Source organism: Dactylosporangium sp. NPDC051485 (assembly GCF_040682015.1).
Taxonomy (GTDB): domain Bacteria; phylum Actinomycetota; class Actinomycetes; order Mycobacteriales; family Micromonosporaceae; genus Dactylosporangium.
In genome coordinates this window covers 44,328-63,755 of sequence record NZ_JBFAZW010000068.1, presented here as the reverse complement: position 1 = coordinate 63,755, position 19,428 = coordinate 44,328, and the positions used below count along the sequence as shown (strand labels likewise).

Genomic DNA, 19,428 nt, shown 5'->3' with positions numbered 1-19,428 from the left:
ATCCGCGCGCACCTCCCGAACCCGACCTCGCCCCAACAACAAACGCGGGCTGACCGGCGTCACCAATCAGCCCGCGTTTAGCACCAGTCACCTAGTCGGGGTGTGGGGTTCTCCCGGAAACACCTCCCGGGAGAACCCCTGGGCGGAGGCTTCCGATGGGGGCGACTGCCCTCAGCCGAAGATGCCCTTCCACCAGGCATCGATGGACTGCAGCTTGTCGGTCGGGTACTTGTTCCAGTCGATCAGCGTCATCTTGCCGTCCGGAACCTGCAGCGAGCCCTGCACGCCCGGCAGGACGCTCACCCCGCTGTTGTTCGCGTTGAGAATGCCCTGGCCTTCCGGACTCTGGATGAAGTCCAGGAAGACGAGTGCGGCGTTCGGGTGCGCACTGCGCGCGAAGGCCGTCGCGTACAGGATGTAGGCCATGGTGCCCTCGTCCGGGATCGCGAAGTCGATCGGCGCGCCCTGGGCCTTGAGCAGTTCGACCGAGGCGGCGTTGCCGGTCGGCCCGGCCAGCAGCTGGCCACTGGCGACGTTCTGGGCGACGACCGCCGAGGCGGACTGGATCTGCGGATTCTGGCCCGCGATCTGCTTGACGTAGTCCTCGCCCAGCTTCGTGCGCCAGTTGTCATAGAAGGCCTTCAGGGCCGCGGGATCGGCGTTGTTCAGCCCGATCTTGCCCTTGAACTCCGGCTTCACCAGGTCGGCATAGGCGGGCGCGGACTTGAGCTTGTTCGTGTTGTACATCATCACGAACGGGTTGATGGTGGCGGCGACCATGCCGTCGGCGGTGTACTTCGCGTCCCAGGTGGCGTTGCTGGGGCCCTGCGGCTTCTCGAAGTGACCCTTCTGGGCGAGGCCCTGCAGCCAGGCGAAGTTGGAGTTGCCCAGGATCGAGTCGACGCTCGGTGGACGGTTCGCGGCGAGCTGCTGGTCCAGCGTGGTCTGCTGCGTCGTCGAGTCCATCTTGAGCGAGTTGACTTTGATCTTGCGGTACTTCGCCTCGAAGGCGCTAGTGACCTTGTTGATGAGCTTCTGGTCGCTGGACGACCAGACGGTGATCGAGCCTTCCTTCTCGGCCGCCGCCACGATGCCGTCCCAACCGGTGGCGGCGACGCTGGGCTGCGAGTCTGACCCGCCTGAGGAACACGCCGTGACGGTGGCGAGGACCGCGACGGTGACCGCCGCGATGCCCGTCCGCGGCCAGAGCGCGTTGCGTAAGTATGAGAATCGCATGGCTGATACGTCCCTTCGGGGCAGTCGGGCAGGAGGCGAGGCGCCCCCGGCTCCTGCCTGTCTGTTCGCGTGGTGGCGTACGACCGTCCACCACCTCCGGTTGTGCTAGGACTGAACGTCGAGCGGGACTGGACCGTGCTCCCGATCGCTGGCGTGGGTCGGGCGCCCGGCGTAGACGAGGGCATCGGCCGGGTCGACGACCAGTCGCACCCGATCCCCCTCGTGGACGTCGACGAGCTCCGCCGCATGCCTGATCCGCAGGCGGTCCTCATTCGCCGGGCCGAGCGAGACCACGACCTCCATGGCGGCGCCGCCGAAGCGCTTCGACACGACGACACCGGCGCCTGACGGATCGCGCTGCAGGCCGATGCGGTCCGGGTATGCCGCAACGACCGCGTGGTCACCCACGCGCAGACCCTTCGGGTCCGAGGTGGACTCGATGATGCCGTACTCGCTGTCGACCACGAGGCGATTGCCCTCCCGGCCGACGATCGTTCCGGCCCAGGAGTTGGCGCCGAGGAACGATGCGACGTACTCCGACGCGGGCGCGTGGTAGACGTTCAGCGGCGGGCCCGTCTGCTCGACCCGCCCGTCGCGGAGCACGAAGAGCTTGCTCGCCAGCCCGTAGGCCTCGGACTGGTCGTGCGTGACGTAGACCGCGGTGAACGCGATTTCGCCGTGCAGCAGGGCGAGCTCGTCGCGCAGCTGGATGCGCAGTTCGGCGTCCAGGTTGCTCAGTGGCTCGTCGAACAGCACGACGGCCGGCTTGCCCACGAGCGTTCTGGCCAGCGCGATGCGCTGCTGCTGTCCGCCACTGAGCTCGTGCGGGTATCGCTTGGCATACTGCTGGCACCGCACCAGCTCGAGCATCTGTCCCACGCGCGAGGCGATCTGGTCCCGCTTGACATGCTGGCGACGCAACGGGAACGCCACATTGTCAAAGACCGTCATGTGCGGCCACAGGGCGTAGGACTGGAAGACCATGCCGAGCCCGCGCTGCTCGGGCTTGAGGTTGATGTCCCTGCTCTTGTCGAAGAACACGCGGTCGCCGACCGTGATCGTGCCGGCGGTGGGTGAAATGAGGCCGGCGATGGTGTTCAGCACGGTGCTCTTGCCGCAGCCGCTGGGTCCGAGCAGGACACCGAACTCGCCGGAGCCGATCTCGATGTTCACGCCGTTGACGGCAACGACTGCGTCCTGCTTGCGACCACCGTAGGCGACCTCAAGCTGGCGGATACGAACCGGCAGGCTCATCCAGACTCCTTCGTCTTCTCATTCGGACCGCCCATGCGACCTACCAACCAACAGAGTTAGTATTCGTCACCATAGGTTGTGCCCGTCGGAACGGTCAACGGTTGTGCTCGGTCGGCTTGGCCGGGATCCGCCAGACAGTGCTCGCGCCGCGCGGCGAGGGCGCCTGGGAAGTGTCCTCTGAGCTGGAATCATGAGTGCTGTCCAGGCTTTCCGCGCGACTGCTGGATGCTCGCCGCGTAGCGACACAAGCGCCGTGACCAGCGGCGCCGCATGCCCGCGGCCCGGCCAGATAGCGTCGTGCCACCAGGCAAAATGCCGCAGTCCAGGTGCTCTCTGGTGCGGTGGGCGCCGCGCCGCACCCGACCCGTCCGCACCGCGGATACTCGACGTGGGCCTTGGGTTGGGTGCGGGTTTCGGCGTCGGCAATCCTCCCCGAAGTGCCTTCCTGGCACCAGCCTGGGCGTGTCGGTGCCGCTGGTCGCGGCACCGCGTGCGGCGTCGTTAGCCTTGACAACGGTCTACCCGGGGAGTACCTGTAGTACCTACTTCATTAGGTACTGTTTCGGTAAGGAGGATCATGGCTCAGGAGACGTCGCTCGCCGCCTTTGCCCAATCGGTCGGCGACGTCACCAGCGTCGCGCTGGGCGGAATGCTGCTGGAGAATCGCCCGAGCGCGCTGGTCCGAGCGCTGATCCGGTCCGGTCGCGGCGGCCTGTTCGTGACATCGGCACCAGCCGGATCGTGGGACATCGATGTGCTGATCGCCGCGGGGCTCGTGAAGACCGTGCGGGTCCCCCATGTTTCCTTCGCCGTCGCCGGCACGGCGCCCGCAACGAAGGCGGCCAAGGAGAACGGCTCGGTCGCCTTTGATCCCGTTGACGAGGCGCTGCTGCTGGGTGGATATCTGGCGGCGTCCGCGGAGGCGGACATCCAGCTGCTGGACAACCTCGGGGTCAGCGACTTCGCCAGCGAGAATCCACTGCTCATCAAGGTGGGCGACCACCAGGGGGTAGGCCCGCTGCGCGTCGATCTCGCACTGCTCCACGCGCAGTACGGCGACGCCGAGGGCAACCTCGTCCACGTCGGCAGCCGCTGGGCCGACCTGCTCATCGCCAGGGCGGCGAAGCGTGTCGTCGCCCAGGTCGACAAGATCGTCCCCGCGCGGGTCACCGCGAAACTGGGCGTCACCGTCCCCGGGTACCTCGTCGACGAGATCGTGGAGACACCCCTCGGGGCGCACCCCACCGGCAGCGTGGGCGCCTACGTGGCCGACCTCGCCCATCTCGCCGAGTACCAGGCGGCGGTGAAGGCGGGGAGCTTCTCCAGCTACGCCGATCGTTACATCACGCCGGACCACGACGCCTACGTTGCCGAGCTCGGCACGGCGCGGCACGCGGCGCTGAGCGCGGAGGCCCAGTCATGACGGCGAGCATCCGCGAGCGCATGGCCGTTCTCATCTCCCGGGCGCTCAACGACCGCGAGGTCGTGCTGACCGGCGCGGCATCCGCGATACCGCTCGCGGCCTGCCTGCTCGCCCGGCAGCGTCACGCGCCCGGCCTGACCGTGCTCGGCGCCGGCGTCTACATCAACCCCGGCCGGCTGGTGCCGGAGTTCACCGCGGGCTGGGACTGCCATCCACAGGCGATCGCGGACATGAGCGACGTCTTCGCGGTCACCGAACTCGGCATCGACGTCATGTTCTACGGGGGCATGCAGATCGACCGGCACGGTTCGATCAATCTGCACCAGATCCGCAAGGGTGACGGCATCATCGCCGGTCCCGGCCTCGCCAACACGATGCTGGGCCACACCGCCCGCCGGACCATCCTCTACACGGAGCGACACGAGCGGCGCACGCTCGTCGACGCCGTCGATTTCGTCTCCGTGGTCGGCCACCGGTACCGGGGCAGGAGCCGCGCCGAGCTCGGCCTGCCGAACGAGGGACCGGCCCTGCTCGTCACCCCCGATGCGCTCATGCGCCCGGACGCCGACGGCACCCTGGGTGTCGAGCTGGTGCACAGCGGTGCCGCCTGGGCCGACCTCAGGGACCGGACCGGCTGGGACATCGGCGAAGCGCCGCCCCCGGCCCGTTTCGAGATATCCGACGAGGAACTGGACATCCTGCGCAGGGTCGTCGACCCCCGCGGCCTGCTGCGCTGAACCGTCACCCGGTTGACGACCCACCCCGCCGCCGAAAGGAGAGAGGCGATGACCTCGACGCCCGCCGAATTCCGCCCTGTTGAGCTCACCGATGCCGAGAAGGAGGTCGTCCGCGCCGTGCGAGGCTTCGCCCGCGAGCGGGCGTTCCCGCCGTCGGCGGCGAGCCCGACCCGCGGTGGCTTCGACCGCGACTTCAGCCGCGAGCTCGGCGCCCGCGGCTGGGCCGGCATGCTGGTTCCTGCCCGGTACGGCGGTTCCGAGAGCTCAGGCGTCGAGCGCTGCCTGGTGATCTCCGAGTTGCTGTCCGCCGGTGCCCCGCTGGGCGCCCATTGGACCGCCGACCGCCAGACCGCGCCGAGCCTCGACAAGTACGGCCCGGAGCCGTTGCGCCAGGAGCTGCTGCCCAAGATCGCCCGGGGCGACCTGCTCATGGCCGGTGGGTTCAGCGAACCCGACGCCGGTTCGGATCTGGCTTCGGTGAAGACGCGGGCGGTGAAGGTCGAGGGTGGCTGGCGTGTCACCGGCCGCAAGATCTGGACGAGCGATGCCGACCGCGCCGACTACATCGAGATCCTGTGCCGGACCAGCGAGGGCGAGAAGAAGCACGAGGGGCTGAGCCTCATCGTGGTGCCCATGGACGCGCCCGGCATCCAGGTGCATCCCATCGTCGCGATGGACGGCGAGCGTCACTTCAACGAGGTCGTCATCGAGGACGTGTTCGCGCCGGACGACTGGCTGCTCGGGGAAGAGGGCAAGGGCTGGAACCAGATCACCGCTGAGCTCGCCCTGGAGCGCTCGGGTCCTGAGCGGTACCTGTCGACGTACCCGCTGTTCGAGGCGTTCGTCGAGAGCCGCCGCGACGAGCCGGAGTCCGAGCAGGCCTTCCAGCTCATCGGCCGGGTCATCGCCCAGCAGATCGCACTGCGCCAGATGTCGCTGTCGATCGCCCGCATGGTCGACGCCGGCGTCTCGCCGGTCGCGGAGGCGGCGATGGCCAAGGACCTGGGCACCGAGCTGGAGCAGTTGCTGGTCGACCAGCTCTGGCCCTACCGGTACGAGAGCGAGCGGAGGCTCGCCCCCGGCGACCGGCTGGCGCGCTTCCTCGACATCAACCGGCTCCGCTCGGCAGTGTTCACGACCGCGGGCGGAACCAACGAGGTGCTGCGGATCATCGTCGCGCGTGAGCTCGTCAGCTGGGGCCAGGGCCGCCGCCGCTGGGTGGAGCGCCCGGGGGGCCTCGTCGACGGCGTCCTCGACGTGATCGACTCCGTGCGGTCGGACACCCTCGCGCTGCCGGCGAAGGACGAGCCGGACCCGTTGTCGCTCGCGGCCACCGATGCGCTGCGCAAGGGCGGATTCCTCGGCGTCTCCGTGGCCGAGGCCGCCGGCGGCAGCGGCGGCACGCTGTCCGACGCACTCGACGCCGCGCGCGCCATCGGCTACTCGGGCGTGAGCGTGCCGCTTGTCGAGGGTCCGATCCAGGCCGGTTGGCTGCTCGCCGAGGCGGGTGTGGAGTTTGCGTGGGAGAGCGGGCTCGCGGTGTTCGGCGGCGCGTCCGACCAGCTCAGCATCGTCGATGGCGCGGTCCAGGGCTCGGTGCACGGCGTGGTCTGGGCACCTGTCGCCGACGAGCTGGTCTTCGCGGTCGCGGACGGTTCGGGCACCCAGGTGATCGCCGTCGACAGGTCGGCCGCGGTCCTGCGCGACGTGACCGTCAACTCCGCGGGCGAGCCCGTCGCGGGCACCGTCGTGCTCGACGGCGCTCCCGTCAAGCGTTCGGGCCGGCTGGCAGCCAGCGCTGCGGCCGTGCACGCGCAGCTGCGGCACCGCGCGGCACTGGCGCGCGCGATCGCCATCGCGGGAGCCCTGCAGGCGGCCGCCGAGCTGACGATCACCTATGCCAACCAGCGGCGGCAGTTCGGCAAGCCGATCGCCGCGTTCCAGGCCGTGCAGACCCATCTGACCCGGATCGCGTCCGAGGCGCAGCGTACGTCGATGCTGACCGACTGGGCGCAGGCGGCGGTCCGCGAGGGCGAGCCGCTGCCCATGGAGACCGTCGCGGCGGCGAAGACCCTCAGCGGCTACGCGGCCGACTGGATCGGCCGCACCGCCCATCAGGTGCACGGCGCCATGGGCGTGACGATGGAGTACCCATTGCACCGCTTCACCAGGCGGATGTGGGAATGGTCGCTGCTGGACGGCCCGACGCATGACTGGGCGGCTCAGCTGGGCCGGGCGGCGGCCGCGTCCGAGGGCGCCGCCTGGCGCATCGTGACCACGGTCGCGTGAGCGCTGACGACCGATCCGACCGCTTGGTAACCGATGTGAAGAACGAGGAGTGCGAAGATGGAGTTCGAGGGCAAGATCGCGTTCGTCACGGCCGCGGCGGGGGCCGGCATCGGCCAGGCCGTAGCCCGGGCGTTGTCCCGCGAGGGCGCGACGGTGATCATGAGCGACCAGCACGCCGAGCGCACCGCCGCCGTCGCGGCGGACATCGCGAAGGAGACCGGCCGTGAGGTCGTCGGCGTGCCGCTGGACGTGCGCGACGAGCAGCGCATCGACGAGGCGATCGACAACGTCGTCGAGCGGTTCGGGCGGATCGATGTCGTCGTGAACAACAGCGGCATCAACCAGCTGTCGCCGCTGCACGAGATGCCGACCGACACGTGGCGCAAGGTCCTCGACGTCTCGCTCACCGGCCCGTTCATGGTCACCCGCAAGGCGCTGACCTACATGCGGGAGCAGCAGTCCGGCGCCATCGTGAACATGTCGTCGATCAACGGCTGGGTCGGCACGCCCGAGGGCGAGTCGCACTACTCCGCGGCCAAGGCCGGCATCATGGGCCTGACCCGGGCGAGCGCGGTGGAGGCGGCGCCGTTCGGCGTCCGGGTCAATGCGGTGGCTCCGGGCCTCGCCTGGAACAACTTCCTCGCCAAGGTCTACCCGACCGAGTACATGGAGGGCATGGTCGCCCGCACCCCGCTGCGCCGCGCCGGCACCCCGGAGGACATCGCCAACGCTGTACTCTTCCTGGCCAGCGACCGGGCCAGCTTCATCACGGGCGAGGTGCTCTGCGTCTCCGGCGGGTACTACATCCGTGGCTGAGGAAGCTCAGGGGGCCGGACGCGGAGCACTGGACGGCGTGCGCATCGTCGACGTCACCCAGATCGCGTCCGGCCCGTACGCCACCTCGATGCTCGGCGACTTCGGGGCCGAGGTCATCAAGATCGAGCCCATCGTCGGGGATCCGCTGCGCCAGATCGACGAGGTCTTCGGCAAGGGCGAGAGCTCGTACTCGTTCAGCGTCAACCGCAGCAAGCGAGCCATCAGCGTCGACCTCAAGTCCGCCGAGGGACAGCGGATCCTGCACCGGCTGCTGCAGGACGCCGACGTGCTGATGACCTCGATGAGGCCGAGCGCGACGAGCAAGCTCGGCCTCGAGTACGCGACGCTCGCACCGCGGTACCCACGGCTGATCGTCTGCTCCATCACGGCCTACGGCGACGACGGCCCGCTGGCGAACAACCCGGGCATGGACATCCTCGCCCAGGCCCGCGGCGGCACGATGGGGACCACCGGTGAGCCCGGCCGGACCCCGGTCAAGGTGGCGCCGGCGATCGCGGACTTCCTCGGCTCGTTCCTGGCGATGAACGGCGTGCTGCTCGGCCTGCGGGCGCGGGACCGGGACGGCGTTGGCCAGCAGGTGTCCATCAACCTGCTGGACGGCCAGGTGTCGCTGCTGGCGAACCTGGCCACGTCGTACTACAAGACCGGCATCCCGTTCATGCCGCAGGGCGGCGCACAGTCGAACATCGTGCCGTACCAGGTCTTCGGGACCTCCGACGGCTGGATCGTGGTGGCCTGCCTGACCCAGAAGTTCTGGCCGCTGCTGTGCCGGGCGCTCGGGACTCCCGAGCTTGCGGACGATCCCCGGTACGTCACCAACGCGCTGCGGGTGCAGCACCGCGCAACGCTGGTGCCCTATCTGGAGCAGATTTTCGCGACCCGTACCGCCGCCGAGTGGATCGCGGCGCTGGAACCGCACGACGTGCCGTGCGCGCCCGTCAACCGGCTGCACGAGGTGTTCGACGACCCGCAGGTCGCGCACAACCGCATGCTGCTCAGCCTGCAGCATCCGCGGCACGGCGACTTCCGCACGACGGCGAACCCGATCCACCTGTCCCGCACCCCAGCCGCGCCGTTCGGCTACCCGCCCGACATCGGCGAGCACACCTACGAGGTGCTGGCGGAGTTCGGGTACGACGTGGCAGCGCTGGACGCGTTGCGCGCCGACGGGGTCATTCGCGACGCATCGCGGGAGGGCTGAGCCGGCCTGAGCCGGTATCAACCCTCCCGCGCTGCGGATCGGTTTACCGCGGACGGCCGGCTCGTGCTCACGGAGCCTGGAGCCGGCCGAACCGCGCAGCTCGCTTCTCCAGGAAGGCCTGCGTGGCTTCGACGGCGTCGGCGCTGCGTGCCAGCCGCAGCGTGTGCTCCTGCTCCACGGCGTAGCCGTCGGAGACGGGCAGCGATTCGCTGAGGTTGAGCGCTTGCTTACCGACCCTGAGGGCGAGCGGGCTCTTCGTGGCGATGTACGCCGCGAGCTCCACCGCCCGGTCCAGCTCGCCGCCGGCCTCGACGAGTTCCTGGAGGAAGCCGAGGCGGTGGGCCTCGGCCCCGGGCAGCGGCTGGCCGGTGAAGAACATCAGGCGGACGGTGCCCTGCGGGAGATGCCGCATCAGGTGGCGGCCGCCGCCGCAGCGGGCGATGTCGATCTCGGGCAGCACGAAGCTCGAGCGCTGCGACCCGATGCGGGCGTCGCAGCAGGACGCGATGACGGCGCCCGCGCCGATGGCCGGCCCGTTCACCGCGGCGATGGTCGGCTGGGGCAGGTTCAGGATGGTGTCGAACACCTCGTGGGCGAGCGCCTGGCGCTGCTCGTCCAGCGTCTTCGCGTGCTCGCCGCTGAGACTGCGCAACTCCTTGATGTCCGCGCCCGCGCAGAAGATGTTCGGGATGGTGGAGCCGACGACGACGGCGTGGACGTCGGGGTCGGCTCCTACCTGGGCGAGCTGCCCGGTCAGATCCCGGTAGAGCTGGGAGGACAGGGCGTTGACCGGAGGCCTGGCGAGGCTGACGACGGCGACTCCGGGGCGCGGCCTGGCCACCGTGATCCCGTCGCTCACCGGCCGGCCGCCTCGCCGCGGCCGGCCACCAGCAGGCGGGAGACCGACACCATGACGGTCTCCCCGTGCTGGTTGAGCGCCGTGCGCTGCTCGACGAGCACGCCCTTCGTGCCGCTCGGGCTCAGCGACTTCTCCAGCACCTGGTATTCGACGTGCACGGTGTCGCCGATGCGCGTGGGTGCCGGCCAGCGGCACTCCACCGACAGCAGCCCCAGCAGGGACTCCTGCAGGCCGATGAGCAGCGGCAGGCGGGTCGTGAGACCGTTGGCGATCCCTTGCACGAGGACGCCGTGGGCGATGCGCCCACCGAACGGAGTGCTGCGGGCGTACTCCTCGTCCACGTGCAAGGAGTTGTAGTCGCCGGTCAGCCCGGCGAACCGGGACACGTCACCGTCGCCGATGGTGCGCCCAGGGGTGGAGAACGTCGTACCGACCGGGACGTCTTCGAAGTAGAGCCGCTCGACGGTGAACCGGTCGACGGTCATGCCGCCGGGCCCTTGGTGGACGGGAAGACGGGGCGCCGCTTCTCGACCATGGCGTTGTAGCCTTCGCGGGCGTCGGGGCCGAGGAAGTCGAGCATCTCCAGGGCGAGCGAGGCCTCGAAGATCGGCGTCGCCGCGCGGATCCAGTGGTTGAGCGTCCGCTTGGTGTTGGCGATGGCGAACTGCGGTCCGCTCGCGAGCCGCCGAGCGGTGTTGAGGGCGGTGTCCAGCAACTGGTCGGCCGGGACGCACTTGCTGACCAGCCCGATGCGCTCGGCCTCGCGCCCGTCGATCATATCGCTGGTGAGCAGGTAGTACTTGGCCTTGGCCATGCCGCACAGCAACGGCCAGATGATCGCGGCGTGGTCGCCGGCGGCCACGCCCAGGCGCAGGTGGCCGTCGGTGAACCTCGCGTCCTCGGAGATGATGCTGATGTCGGAGGTCAGCGCCACCGCCAGGCCCGCACCGACCGCGACGCCGTTGATGGCGGAGATGATCGGCTTCGGGCAGTTCGTAATGTTCTGCACGATGTCGAAGGCCTCTTTGAAGAGGCGGGTCACGACCTCGTGGCTGCCGAGCGAGGACTCGACCATGTCGAGGTCGCCGCCCGCCGAGAACGACGGGCCTTCGCCGGTGACGACCACGGCGCGGGTGCGCTCGTCGGCGGCGACGTCGTGCCAGATGACGCTGAGCTCCTGGTGGAGCAGGGCATCCATGGCGTTCAGCCGCTCGGGGCGATTGATCTTGATAAGGAGAATGCCGTCTTCCCAGTAGTCGATCGCGAGTCGCTGGTAACGCGACCAGTCGACGGTGCCCAACCGGGAGTGGTACGCCTCAGTAGTCATGGTCTCTCTTCTGGATCTAGCGCTCGGAGGAGCGAACCGCTCCGGAGCGGATGAGCTCGGCAGCCGCGTTGTCGTCAAGACCGAGGTCGGACAGGATTCGGTACGTGTCTTCGCCCAGCTCGGGAGAAGGCGTCAGCCGGTCCCTGCTGGCAAATCCGTCGAGGGCCGCGGGCCACTCCGAAACACGCACCGATCCGCCGTCGTCGTACACCATGCCCCGGGCGAGGAAGTGCGCGTCCCGGGTGGGCTCGGCGAGGTTGTTGACCGGCGCGACCGGTACATCCTTGTCGATGAGCAGGCGGACCAGTTCGTCGCGGTCGTACTGCTTGACCTTCTCGCGAAGGGCGGGCTGGATATCGTCATAGTGGCACTTGCGCAGCGCAAATGTCGCGTACGGCGCGCCGATGAACTGCTCGAGCCCCAGCGCGGTGACGAGGCTGACGAAGAACTTGTCCTCGATGGCGCCGATGGTGACGTACCCGCCGTCCTTCGTCTCGAAGACACCGTAGGCGGGCCGGCGCAGCGCGTCGGCGGGGTTCTCCTCGACCATGCCCTCGGCGATGCGCGGCTCCATGAGTGCCAGCGCGCAGTCGGCCATGGCCACGTCCAGGTGGCGGGCCGTGAAGGCGTCAGGGTCGTTCCGCTTCTGGAACAGGGCGAGCACCACACCGAGCACGCCGTACAGCGCACTGCCCATGTCGGCGACCGGGAGTGAGGTCGGCACGTAGTCCGCGGCGAACTCCGGCTTGGGGGCGGGGATCGCGCCCGCGAACGAGAGGTACTGGAAGTCGTGGCCGGACAGGTTGCGGTACGGTCCGGACTGCCCGTAACCGGAGACCGACAGGTAGACGATCCCCGGGTTGATCTGCCGCAGCGTCTCGAAGCCGAGTCCCAGCCGGTCGAGCACCCCGGGGCGGTAGCCCTCGACGAAGACGTCGGCGATGCCGACCAGCTTCTTGACGACGTCGAGCCCGGCCGGGTTCTTGAGGTCGACCGCGATGCTTTCTTTGCCGCGGTTCTCCGCCTCGAACATGAACGGCCTGCTCCGCAGCCGGTCGCCGTGGTCCGGCCGCTCGACTTTGATCACGCGGGCACCCAGTGCCGAGAGAAGCCGGGTCGCGTTCGGCCCGGGCAGCAGCTCCGAACAGTCCACCACCGTAAATCCAGCCAGGATCCCGTTGTTGCCCGCCATCCATCCTCGCTTCCGACACAAGAACCAGGCCGCTTCACCGGGCCGTCTTGGGCTTGTTTCGAGCATCCCTACTGATGTAGGTAGCAGTCAAGCTAGCAGCCGATCAGAGCGGTGGCAATCGTTGCCGGCGGCCGTACGGGGCGCCGGCACGGGGGCTGATCGGCGATGGGAGCGTGCCGAGGACGGGTTGCGTGAGGATTGCCACGGCCTCGGATCACCGTCTCGAACGGACCGGGCGCCGACCTGGCCCGGCGCGCGTCGGCTGGCGGGACGGCGCCGATCCCCTTGCCCTGCAAGCGGTTGCCGGATAGCCGAATGCCGGATCGCTGACGACCGCAGCGCAGCCGAACCGGCCCGGTTTCCGCGCTGCCGGCGATGCGGAACGGTTGACGTGGCGGGGTGCGGCGCTATAGTGCCTACGATGGTAGGTATCAACGACACCTCGAGCGTCCCCGGGATCATCGGGAGACGCCTTGCCCCGTTCGACGTCCACGTCGAACGGGACCTGCTGCGGCTGTTCTGCGAGATCACCGGCTTCCAGTCGGCCATCTACCACGACGTCGCCAGTGCGCGGCAGGCCGGCTACCCGGACCTGCTCGTGCCACCCACGTACCTCTTCTCCCTGGAACTGCGGCGACCTGACCCCTACGGCATCGTCCGTGAGCTGGGCCTGGACGTGTCCCGGCTGCTGCACGGCGGCCAGGAGTTCCGATACCAGGCGCCGTGTTTCGCGGGCGACCTGCTCCGCTTCGAGCCGCGCATCGTCGAGCACTACGACAAGCGCGGCGGCGCACTCGTCTTCCTCGTTCGCGAGACCGAGGTGACGCGCGCCGGTCAGAGCGTGGCGACACTGCGCAACACGGCGATCATTCAGACGGGAGCCACCCCATGACCGCCGTGACCGTCGGCGAGGAGATCGGGCCGCTGGTCACCGGGCCGGTCACCCGGCAGCTGCTGGCGCTGTTCGCCGGCGCGTCGGGCGACCGCAATCCGCTGCACATCGACATCGACTACGCCAAGGCCGCCGGTCGCGACGACGTCATCGCCCACGGCATGCTCAGCATGGCGTGGCTGTCCCGACTGGTCGTCGAACGGTTCGGACCGCAGAGCCTGACGTCACTGCAGGTCAGGTTCCTGTCGCCGACACCGGTACACGCCGTCGTGCACTGCCGGGGAGTCGTCACGGCCGTCGCGGAACAGGCCGCGGGTACCGCGGTGCAGCTCGACCTCTGGTCGGACCTCGACGACGGCACCACCACCCTGCTCGGTTCGGCCGCCTGCCTGGTCGAGCCGGCTCGCTGCGAGGAAAAGGACGAATAGATGCCATATCGCTCGCCGTGGATGACCGAGGAACTCGAGGACCTGCGCGGTCTCGCGCACGATTTCCTCTCCAAGGAAGGCGTGCCGCGGATGGCCAAATGGGCCACGCAGCAGTACGTCGACCGGGAATTCTGGGCGCAGGCCGGCAAGCTCGGGCTGCTCAGCCCGACGGTCCCCGAGGAGTACGGCGGGATCGGCGGCAACATCCTGCACCAGATCGTCATCGTCGAGGAACAGTCGAAGCTGCTCGACAAGGGCTGGGGCACGATGGTGCACAGCGGCGTCGTGACCGACTACATCGTCAAGTACGGGACCGAGGAGCAGAAGCAGCGCTGGCTGCCCGGCATGGTCGCGGGCACCATCGTCGGCGCGATCGCGATGACGGAGCCGTCCGCGGGTAGCGACCTGCGATCGATCACGTGCCGCGCCCGGCGTGACGGCGACGACTACGTCATCAACGGCACGAAGACGTTCATCACCAACGCGACCACGGCCGGGCTCGTCATCGTCGCCGTGAAGCTCGAGGACAACCCCGATCCGCGGGCCGTCACCCTGCTCGTCGTCGAGGCCGGCACGCCAGGCTTCCGGCACGGCAAGCCCCTGAAGAAGATCGGACAGCACGCCGCCGACACCGCCGAGCTCTTCTTCGACGACGTGCGGGTGCCCGCCGCGAACCGGCTCGGTGACGAGGGCGCCGGCTTCCCGGCGCTGATGGCGCGGATGCCGCAGGAGCGACTCATCGTCGGCGTGGTCGGCGTGGTTCAGGCGCAGAAGGCCGTGGACCTCACCCTGGAGTACACCCAGCAGCGCACGGCGTTCGGCAAGACCCTCTACCAGCAGCAGAACACCCGCTTCGTGCTCGCGGAGTGCGCGACCCTGGCCAAGGCCGGTCGCATCTTCCTCGACCACTGCATCCAGGAGCATGTCGAGCACGGGCTCGACAACGCCACGGCCGCGATGGTCAAGTGGTGGATCTCGGAGCTGCAGTGCAACGTCGTCGACAAGTGCCTGCAGTTCTTCGGCGGGTACGGCTACATGGAGGAGTACCCGATCGCGCGCATGTACGCCGACGCGCGCGTGCAGAAGATCTACGGCGGGGCGAACGAGATCATGAAAGAGATCATCGCCAGGTCGCTCGACGCCACGAGCCATCGCTGAATGTCCACACACGACAGAGCCGGGAGAGGGCAGCAGGAGTGAAGTCTACGGAGTTCAGCGGGCAGGTCGCGCTCATCGTCGGCGGGGCGGGAGGGCTCGGCCGACAGAGCGCACGATGGCTCGCGTCCCGGGGCTCGCACGTGGTCATCGCGGACATCAACGAGTCCGCGCTGCTGGCCGCCGCGGGTGATCTGGCGGATGCCGGTTCGGTGAGCACCGCCGTCCTGGACGTGACCGACGCGGCCGCGGTCGAGTCCGTGGTGCAGTCGGTCGTCGCGGACCACGGTCGTCTCGACATCCTGGTCACCAGCCAGGGGTTTCCGAAGGACGGCCGCCTGACGGACCTGACCGACGGGCAGTGGCACGACGTTGTCAGCGTGTGCCTGACCGGGACGTTCAACTGCATCCGTGCGGCGGCCCGGCCGATGATCGAGCAGCAGTACGGCCGGATCATCACGTTCTCCTCGCGCGCCTGGCACGGCAACCCCGGACAGGCGAACTACTCCGCGGCCAAGGCCGGCGTGGTCGGGCTGACCCGAGCCGTCGCCAAGGAGCTGGGCCGCTATTCGATCACCGCCAACGCGATCGCCCCCGGGCTCATCGACACCGAGTCGCTGCGGCAGCTGCCGACCTTTGACGCGATCGCCGAGCGCGCCGTCAAGGCCAACAGCATCCGCCGCCTCGGCGTGCCCGAGGACGTCGCGGCCACGGTCGGCTACCTTGCCTCGCCGGCCGCCGGCTTCCTCACCGGCGAGGTCGTGCACGTCTCCGGCGGGCGGTTCAGCTAGATGAGCCACCGGGCCGGCGCGGCCGAACACGCGGAAGCCACCGCCGAGTGGGCGCACCTCGACGCGGAGAGCCGGCAGATCGCCAGCCGGGCGCGCGAGCATCTCGCGCGGCACCTCGCGCCGATCGTCGCCGACTGCGAGCGCGACCGCCGCTTTCCGTACGAGCTCCTGGGCGGCCTGCTCGACCTGGGCTTCGTCAGGGGCGTGTGCGGGCCGCAGGACGGCGGCTACGGCCGCACCCACCTGCAGAACGCGCTGCTGATGGAGGAGGCCGGGCGGGTCTGGGCGAGCCTTCGCACGACGATGAACATCCTGTCGCTGGTCGCGGAGCTGCTGGCGTCCTCCGGCACGCCGCAGCAGAAGGCGAGCTATCTCGCCCCCCTGCTGCGCGGTGAGCGGCGCGGCTGGTTCGCCATCACCGAAGCGGAGGCGGGCTCGGACGCGGCCGGCCTGACGACCCGGGCGGAGCGCCTGCCCGACGGCTCGTTCCGGTTGACCGGGGAGAAGCGGTACATCACGAATGCCGCCCAGGGCGATTTCGGCATCGTCATGGCGAGCACCGATCCCGCGCTGGGCGCGAAGGGCATCACCGCTTTCATCGTCGAGCACGACCGCGGTGGCGTCACGGTGAGCGAGCAGCGGCGGCTGTCCGTGCGGGGCACCTCGAGCTGCACCGTCACCCTCGACGGCGCCGTCGTGCCGAAGGACCTGGTCCTGGGCCAGGTCGGCAGGGGACTCGCGACGGCCATGGCGGCCGTCAACGCGGGCCGGGTCAACGTCGCCGCGGGTGCGACGGGTCTGGGCCAGGCATGCCTGGAGGCCGCCGTGGCGCACACGACCGCGCGGCAGCAGTTCGGCAAAGCCATCGCCGGCTTTCAGCTCGTGCAGGAGATGGTGGTCGGCATCGGTGTGCGCACCCACGCCGGCCGGCTGCTCTACCAGGACGCGGCCCGGGCGCTGGACGCCGGGCGCGACGCCCGCACCGCCTGCGCGATGGCCAAGCTCTACTGCACCGAGGCGGCGGTACGCAGCGCCTCGGACACCATTCAGCTGCACGGCGCGGCCGGGCTGGAAGAGGGTACCGCGCCCGAGCGGTACTTCCGGGACGCGCGTGAGGCCACGATCCCCGAAGGGACGAGCCAGATGCAGATTCTCACCATCGGGCGCGCGTTACTGGGCGTCTCGGCGATCCGATAGGACGGGCGCAATGCCAACCGAGCAACAAGGAATCACGTCATACGCGGTGTACCTTCCCAGGTACCGGCTGAGCCGGGGCGAGATCGCGTCCGCCATCGGCGCGCGCGCGAACGGCACCAGGGTGGTCGCCGGACACGACCAGGACGCCACCTCCCTGGCGGTCGAGGCCGCCTCGCGCCTGGACCTCGCCACCGCCGCACCACGGTCGCTGTGGTATTCCACGACGTCTCCGGCGTATCTGGAGAAGACGAACGCGACCGCCATCCACGCCGCGGTGGGCCTCGACGAGGAGATCCCGGCCTTCGACCTCGGCGCGAATGCCCGCTCGGCGCCCGCCGCGCTGCTGAGCGCGAGCGCGTCGCAAGGTATTGCGGTCATGGCCGATCTCCGGCAGGGCGATGCCGGCGGCAGTGACGAGCGCGACGGGGGCGATGCGGCCGCCGCCTTCGCCTTCGGCCCGCAACCCGTCGCCGAGCTGCTGGCCACCGCATCGACCAGCGCTGAGTTCCTGGACCGCTGGCGACTGCCCACCGAGGTCGCGGCGCACGTCTGGGAGGAGCGCTTCGGCCAGCGGGAGTACGACAGCGCAGGGCTTCGGGCCGTCGCGCTCGCGCTGTCGCGCGCGGGTCTGACGCACCAGGACGTGACGCTGGTCGGCGTCGCCGGCCCCAATGCCCGGGCCACGAAGTCGGTGACCGCGGCGTGTACCAAGGGCGGCGCCCGGGCCGTCGGGGCCGACCTGCTGAGCCTGGTCGGCAACTGCGGCTCCACCCAGTTCGGCCTCGTCCTCGCCGACCTGCTCGACCAGGCCCGGCCGGGCGACGTGCTGCTGTGCGTCTCGCTCGCCGACGGGGCGGACGCCTTCGTGCTGCGCGCCACGGAGCGGATCGGCGCACAGCGCTCCGACATCCGCGGCCAGCTCGAGCCCTCCATCCCGGTCGACTACCCGAAGTACCTGGTCTGGCGGGGCCGGGTCGCCCGGGAGGCGCCCCGCCGGCCCGACCCGCAGCGGCCGTCCGCGCCGTTCGCGCGGCGCAACGAACCGTTCAAGTTCGGGTTCCGCGGCGGCCGTTGCCTCAGCTGCGGCCGGGTGCAGTTCCCCCTGCCCCGAGTCTGCTACCACTGTCACGCCGTCGACCGGTTCGAGGTCGTGCGTGGGGCCGGCCAGCGGGCAACGATCGTGACCTTCACGGTGGACCGCCTGGCCTTCTCGCCCAGCCCCCCGCTGCGCAGCGCCGTGGTCGAGCTCGAGCAGGGCGGCCGAATCCAGTGCGAGCTGACCGATGTCGCGCAAGAGCCGCAGGTCGGGGACACCGTCGAGATGACCTTCCGCCGTGCGGTATCCGTCGAGACCATCCACAACTACCTCTGGAAGGCCCGACCGGTCTCCTGACCGACGAGTGGAGCAGTGATGGCAATCCATAGCATCAAGGACCGCGTGGCAATCATCGCCATGGGGTGTACCAGGTTCGGCGAGTTCTTCGACAAGGGTGTGGACGACCTCATCGTCGATGCCGTGACCGAGACGGTCGCCGGCACCAGCCTGAGCCTCGACGACATCGACGCCTTCTGGCTCGGGACCTACGTGTCGGGCATCAGCGGCATGAGCCTGTCCAGGGCGTTGCGCCTGGAGGGCAAGCCCGTGACCCGCGTGGAGAACATGTGCGCCACCGGCTCGGAGGCCCTGCGTGCCGCGTGTTACGCGGTGGCGGCCGGCGCGGTCGACGTGGCCATGGCCGTCGGCGCCGAGAAGCTCAAGGACACCGGCTACTCGGGCCTGATCTCGCCGAAGATCCAGGACGACGGCAGCCGCGTCGACCTGTCGGCGCCGGCGAACTTCAGCCTCCTCGTGCCCGCGTACGAGCACCGCTACGGCGTGTCGGAGGGCGACTTCCGCGCGGCCATGACGCATGTGGCGTGGAAGAACCACCAGAACGGCGCGCTCAACCCTCGGGCGCAGTTCCGCAAGGCGGTGACCAAGGAGGCCATCGACGCCTCGCCGCAGGTGGCCGGGCGGTTCGGCGTGCTCGACTGTTCCGGGGTCGCCGACGGGGCCGCCGCCGCGATCGTGGTCCGGGCAGAGGACGCCTGGAAGTACACCGACAAGCCGATCTTCATCAAGGCGTTCTCGCTCGTCTCGGGCGCGGCGTCGGGCAACATCGACGAGGGCTACGACTTCACGACCTTTCCCGAGGCGGTCGCGAGCGTCACCCAGGCCTACGCCGAGGCCGGCATCACCAACCCCAGGCAACAGCTCGCGCTCGCCGAGGTGCACGACTGCTTCACCGCGACGGAGATCGTCCTGATGGAGGATCTCGGCTTCGCCGAGCGGGGCTCGGCGTGGGAGTCGGTGCTCGCCGGCGAGTTCGACCGCGACGGGGTGCTTCCGGTCAATCCGGACGGCGGCCTGAAGAGCTTCGGTCATCCGGTCGGCGCCAGCGGCCTGCGGATGCTGTACGAGGCGTGGCTGCAGCTTCGCGGCGAGGCCGGTGAGCGCCAGCTTGCCACGGCCGACCGGGGGCTGGCGTTGACGCAGAACCTCGGTGGTGCGCCGGGGGCGGCGGTGTCGTTCGTATCGATCGTCGGTACTGACGCGGTGTAGGCGGGTAG

Annotated in this window: 18 protein-coding genes; 12 read left to right on the top strand and 6 right to left on the bottom strand. The window is 69.6% G+C overall.

The features are described 5' to 3' along the window. Window positions 1-171: 171 nt before the first annotated feature. Window positions 172-1,236: an extracellular solute-binding protein gene (locus AB0M46_RS32550; RefSeq protein WP_363342299.1), complete on the bottom strand. Its 1,065-nt coding sequence runs from the start codon at window positions 1,234-1,236 to the stop codon at window positions 172-174. Between the two features lie 105 nt (window positions 1,237-1,341). Next, a complete protein-coding gene (locus AB0M46_RS32545) occupies window positions 1,342-2,490 on the bottom strand; it encodes an ABC transporter ATP-binding protein (RefSeq protein WP_363342297.1) in 1,149 nt (382 codons plus the stop codon). A gap of 577 nt (window positions 2,491-3,067) precedes the next feature. Between AB0M46_RS32545 and AB0M46_RS32540 the strand changes: the two genes are divergently transcribed. Genes AB0M46_RS32540 through AB0M46_RS32520 form a run of 5 tightly spaced genes read left to right on the top strand, consistent with a single transcriptional unit; the run spans window position 3,068 to window position 8,977 of the window. Then, the gene (locus AB0M46_RS32540; protein ID WP_363342295.1) at window positions 3,068-3,913 is read left to right on the top strand and encodes a CoA-transferase; all 846 of its coding nucleotides are present in this window, start codon (window positions 3,068-3,070) and stop codon (window positions 3,911-3,913) included. Beyond that, complete coding sequence (locus AB0M46_RS32535) at window positions 3,910-4,650, top strand: hypothetical protein (RefSeq protein WP_363342293.1); 741 nt, start codon at window positions 3,910-3,912, stop codon at window positions 4,648-4,650. Before AB0M46_RS32540 ends, AB0M46_RS32535 begins: the two co-directional genes overlap by 4 nt. 48 nt (window positions 4,651-4,698) lie before the next feature. Next, complete coding sequence (locus tag AB0M46_RS32530; protein ID WP_363342291.1) at window positions 4,699-6,939, top strand: acyl-CoA dehydrogenase family protein; 2,241 nt, start codon at window positions 4,699-4,701, stop codon at window positions 6,937-6,939. Window positions 6,940-6,996: 57 nt separating this feature from the next. After that, window positions 6,997-7,755: an SDR family NAD(P)-dependent oxidoreductase gene (locus AB0M46_RS32525; protein WP_363342289.1), complete on the top strand. Its 759-nt coding sequence runs from the start codon at window positions 6,997-6,999 to the stop codon at window positions 7,753-7,755. Beyond that, window positions 7,748-8,977, top strand: coding sequence for a CoA transferase (locus tag AB0M46_RS32520; protein ID WP_363342287.1), 1,230 nt, complete (start codon window positions 7,748-7,750; stop codon window positions 8,975-8,977). Before AB0M46_RS32525 ends, AB0M46_RS32520 begins: the two co-directional genes overlap by 8 nt. A 67-nt stretch (window positions 8,978-9,044) precedes the next feature. Here the strand turns inward: AB0M46_RS32520 and AB0M46_RS32515 are convergent, their stop codons facing one another. The 4 genes from AB0M46_RS32515 to AB0M46_RS32500 are packed head-to-tail and all read right to left on the bottom strand — an operon-like array spanning window position 9,045 to window position 12,355. Further along, entirely contained in the window at window positions 9,045-9,836 is a 792-nt protein-coding gene (locus AB0M46_RS32515) for an enoyl-CoA hydratase-related protein (protein ID WP_363342285.1), read from the bottom strand. Continuing rightward, window positions 9,833-10,321 (bottom strand): MaoC/PaaZ C-terminal domain-containing protein, encoded by a 489-nt coding sequence (locus AB0M46_RS32510; protein ID WP_363342283.1) that lies wholly within the window; start codon window positions 10,319-10,321, stop codon window positions 9,833-9,835. The genes AB0M46_RS32515 and AB0M46_RS32510 overlap by 4 nt, the downstream gene beginning before the upstream one ends. Beyond that, window positions 10,318-11,163 carry an enoyl-CoA hydratase/isomerase family protein gene (locus AB0M46_RS32505; RefSeq protein ID WP_363342281.1) on the bottom strand — a complete coding sequence of 282 codons (846 nt, stop codon included), beginning with the start codon at window positions 11,161-11,163 and terminating at the stop codon, window positions 10,318-10,320. Before AB0M46_RS32505 ends, AB0M46_RS32510 begins: the two co-directional genes overlap by 4 nt. A 16-nt stretch (window positions 11,164-11,179) precedes the next feature. Continuing rightward, window positions 11,180-12,355, bottom strand: coding sequence for a CaiB/BaiF CoA-transferase family protein (locus AB0M46_RS32500; RefSeq protein WP_363342279.1), 1,176 nt, complete (start codon window positions 12,353-12,355; stop codon window positions 11,180-11,182). Window positions 12,356-12,776: 421 nt separating this feature from the next. On the opposite strand from AB0M46_RS32500, the gene AB0M46_RS32495 reads away from it, so the two are divergent. The 7 genes from AB0M46_RS32495 to AB0M46_RS32465 are packed head-to-tail and all read left to right on the top strand — an operon-like array spanning window position 12,777 to window position 19,420. Continuing rightward, window positions 12,777-13,247 carry a MaoC family dehydratase N-terminal domain-containing protein gene (locus tag AB0M46_RS32495; RefSeq protein WP_363342277.1) on the top strand — a complete coding sequence of 157 codons (471 nt, stop codon included), beginning with the start codon at window positions 12,777-12,779 and terminating at the stop codon, window positions 13,245-13,247. Beyond that, a complete protein-coding gene (locus AB0M46_RS32490) occupies window positions 13,244-13,675 on the top strand; it encodes a MaoC/PaaZ C-terminal domain-containing protein (RefSeq protein ID WP_363342275.1) in 432 nt (143 codons plus the stop codon). Before AB0M46_RS32495 ends, AB0M46_RS32490 begins: the two co-directional genes overlap by 4 nt. After that, window positions 13,676-14,833, top strand: coding sequence for an acyl-CoA dehydrogenase family protein (locus tag AB0M46_RS32485; protein ID WP_363342274.1), 1,158 nt, complete (start codon window positions 13,676-13,678; stop codon window positions 14,831-14,833). A gap of 38 nt (window positions 14,834-14,871) precedes the next feature. Beyond that, window positions 14,872-15,621 (top strand): SDR family NAD(P)-dependent oxidoreductase, encoded by a 750-nt coding sequence (locus AB0M46_RS32480; protein WP_363342272.1) that lies wholly within the window; start codon window positions 14,872-14,874, stop codon window positions 15,619-15,621. After that, complete coding sequence (locus AB0M46_RS32475; protein ID WP_363342270.1) at window positions 15,622-16,818, top strand: acyl-CoA dehydrogenase family protein; 1,197 nt, start codon at window positions 15,622-15,624, stop codon at window positions 16,816-16,818. Between the two features lie 46 nt (window positions 16,819-16,864). Continuing rightward, entirely contained in the window at window positions 16,865-18,211 is a 1,347-nt protein-coding gene (locus AB0M46_RS32470; protein WP_363342268.1) for an OB-fold domain-containing protein, read from the top strand. A gap of 18 nt (window positions 18,212-18,229) precedes the next feature. Next, entirely contained in the window at window positions 18,230-19,420 is a 1,191-nt protein-coding gene (locus AB0M46_RS32465; protein ID WP_363342267.1) for an acetyl-CoA acetyltransferase, read from the top strand. Window positions 19,421-19,428: the final 8 nt, after the last annotated feature.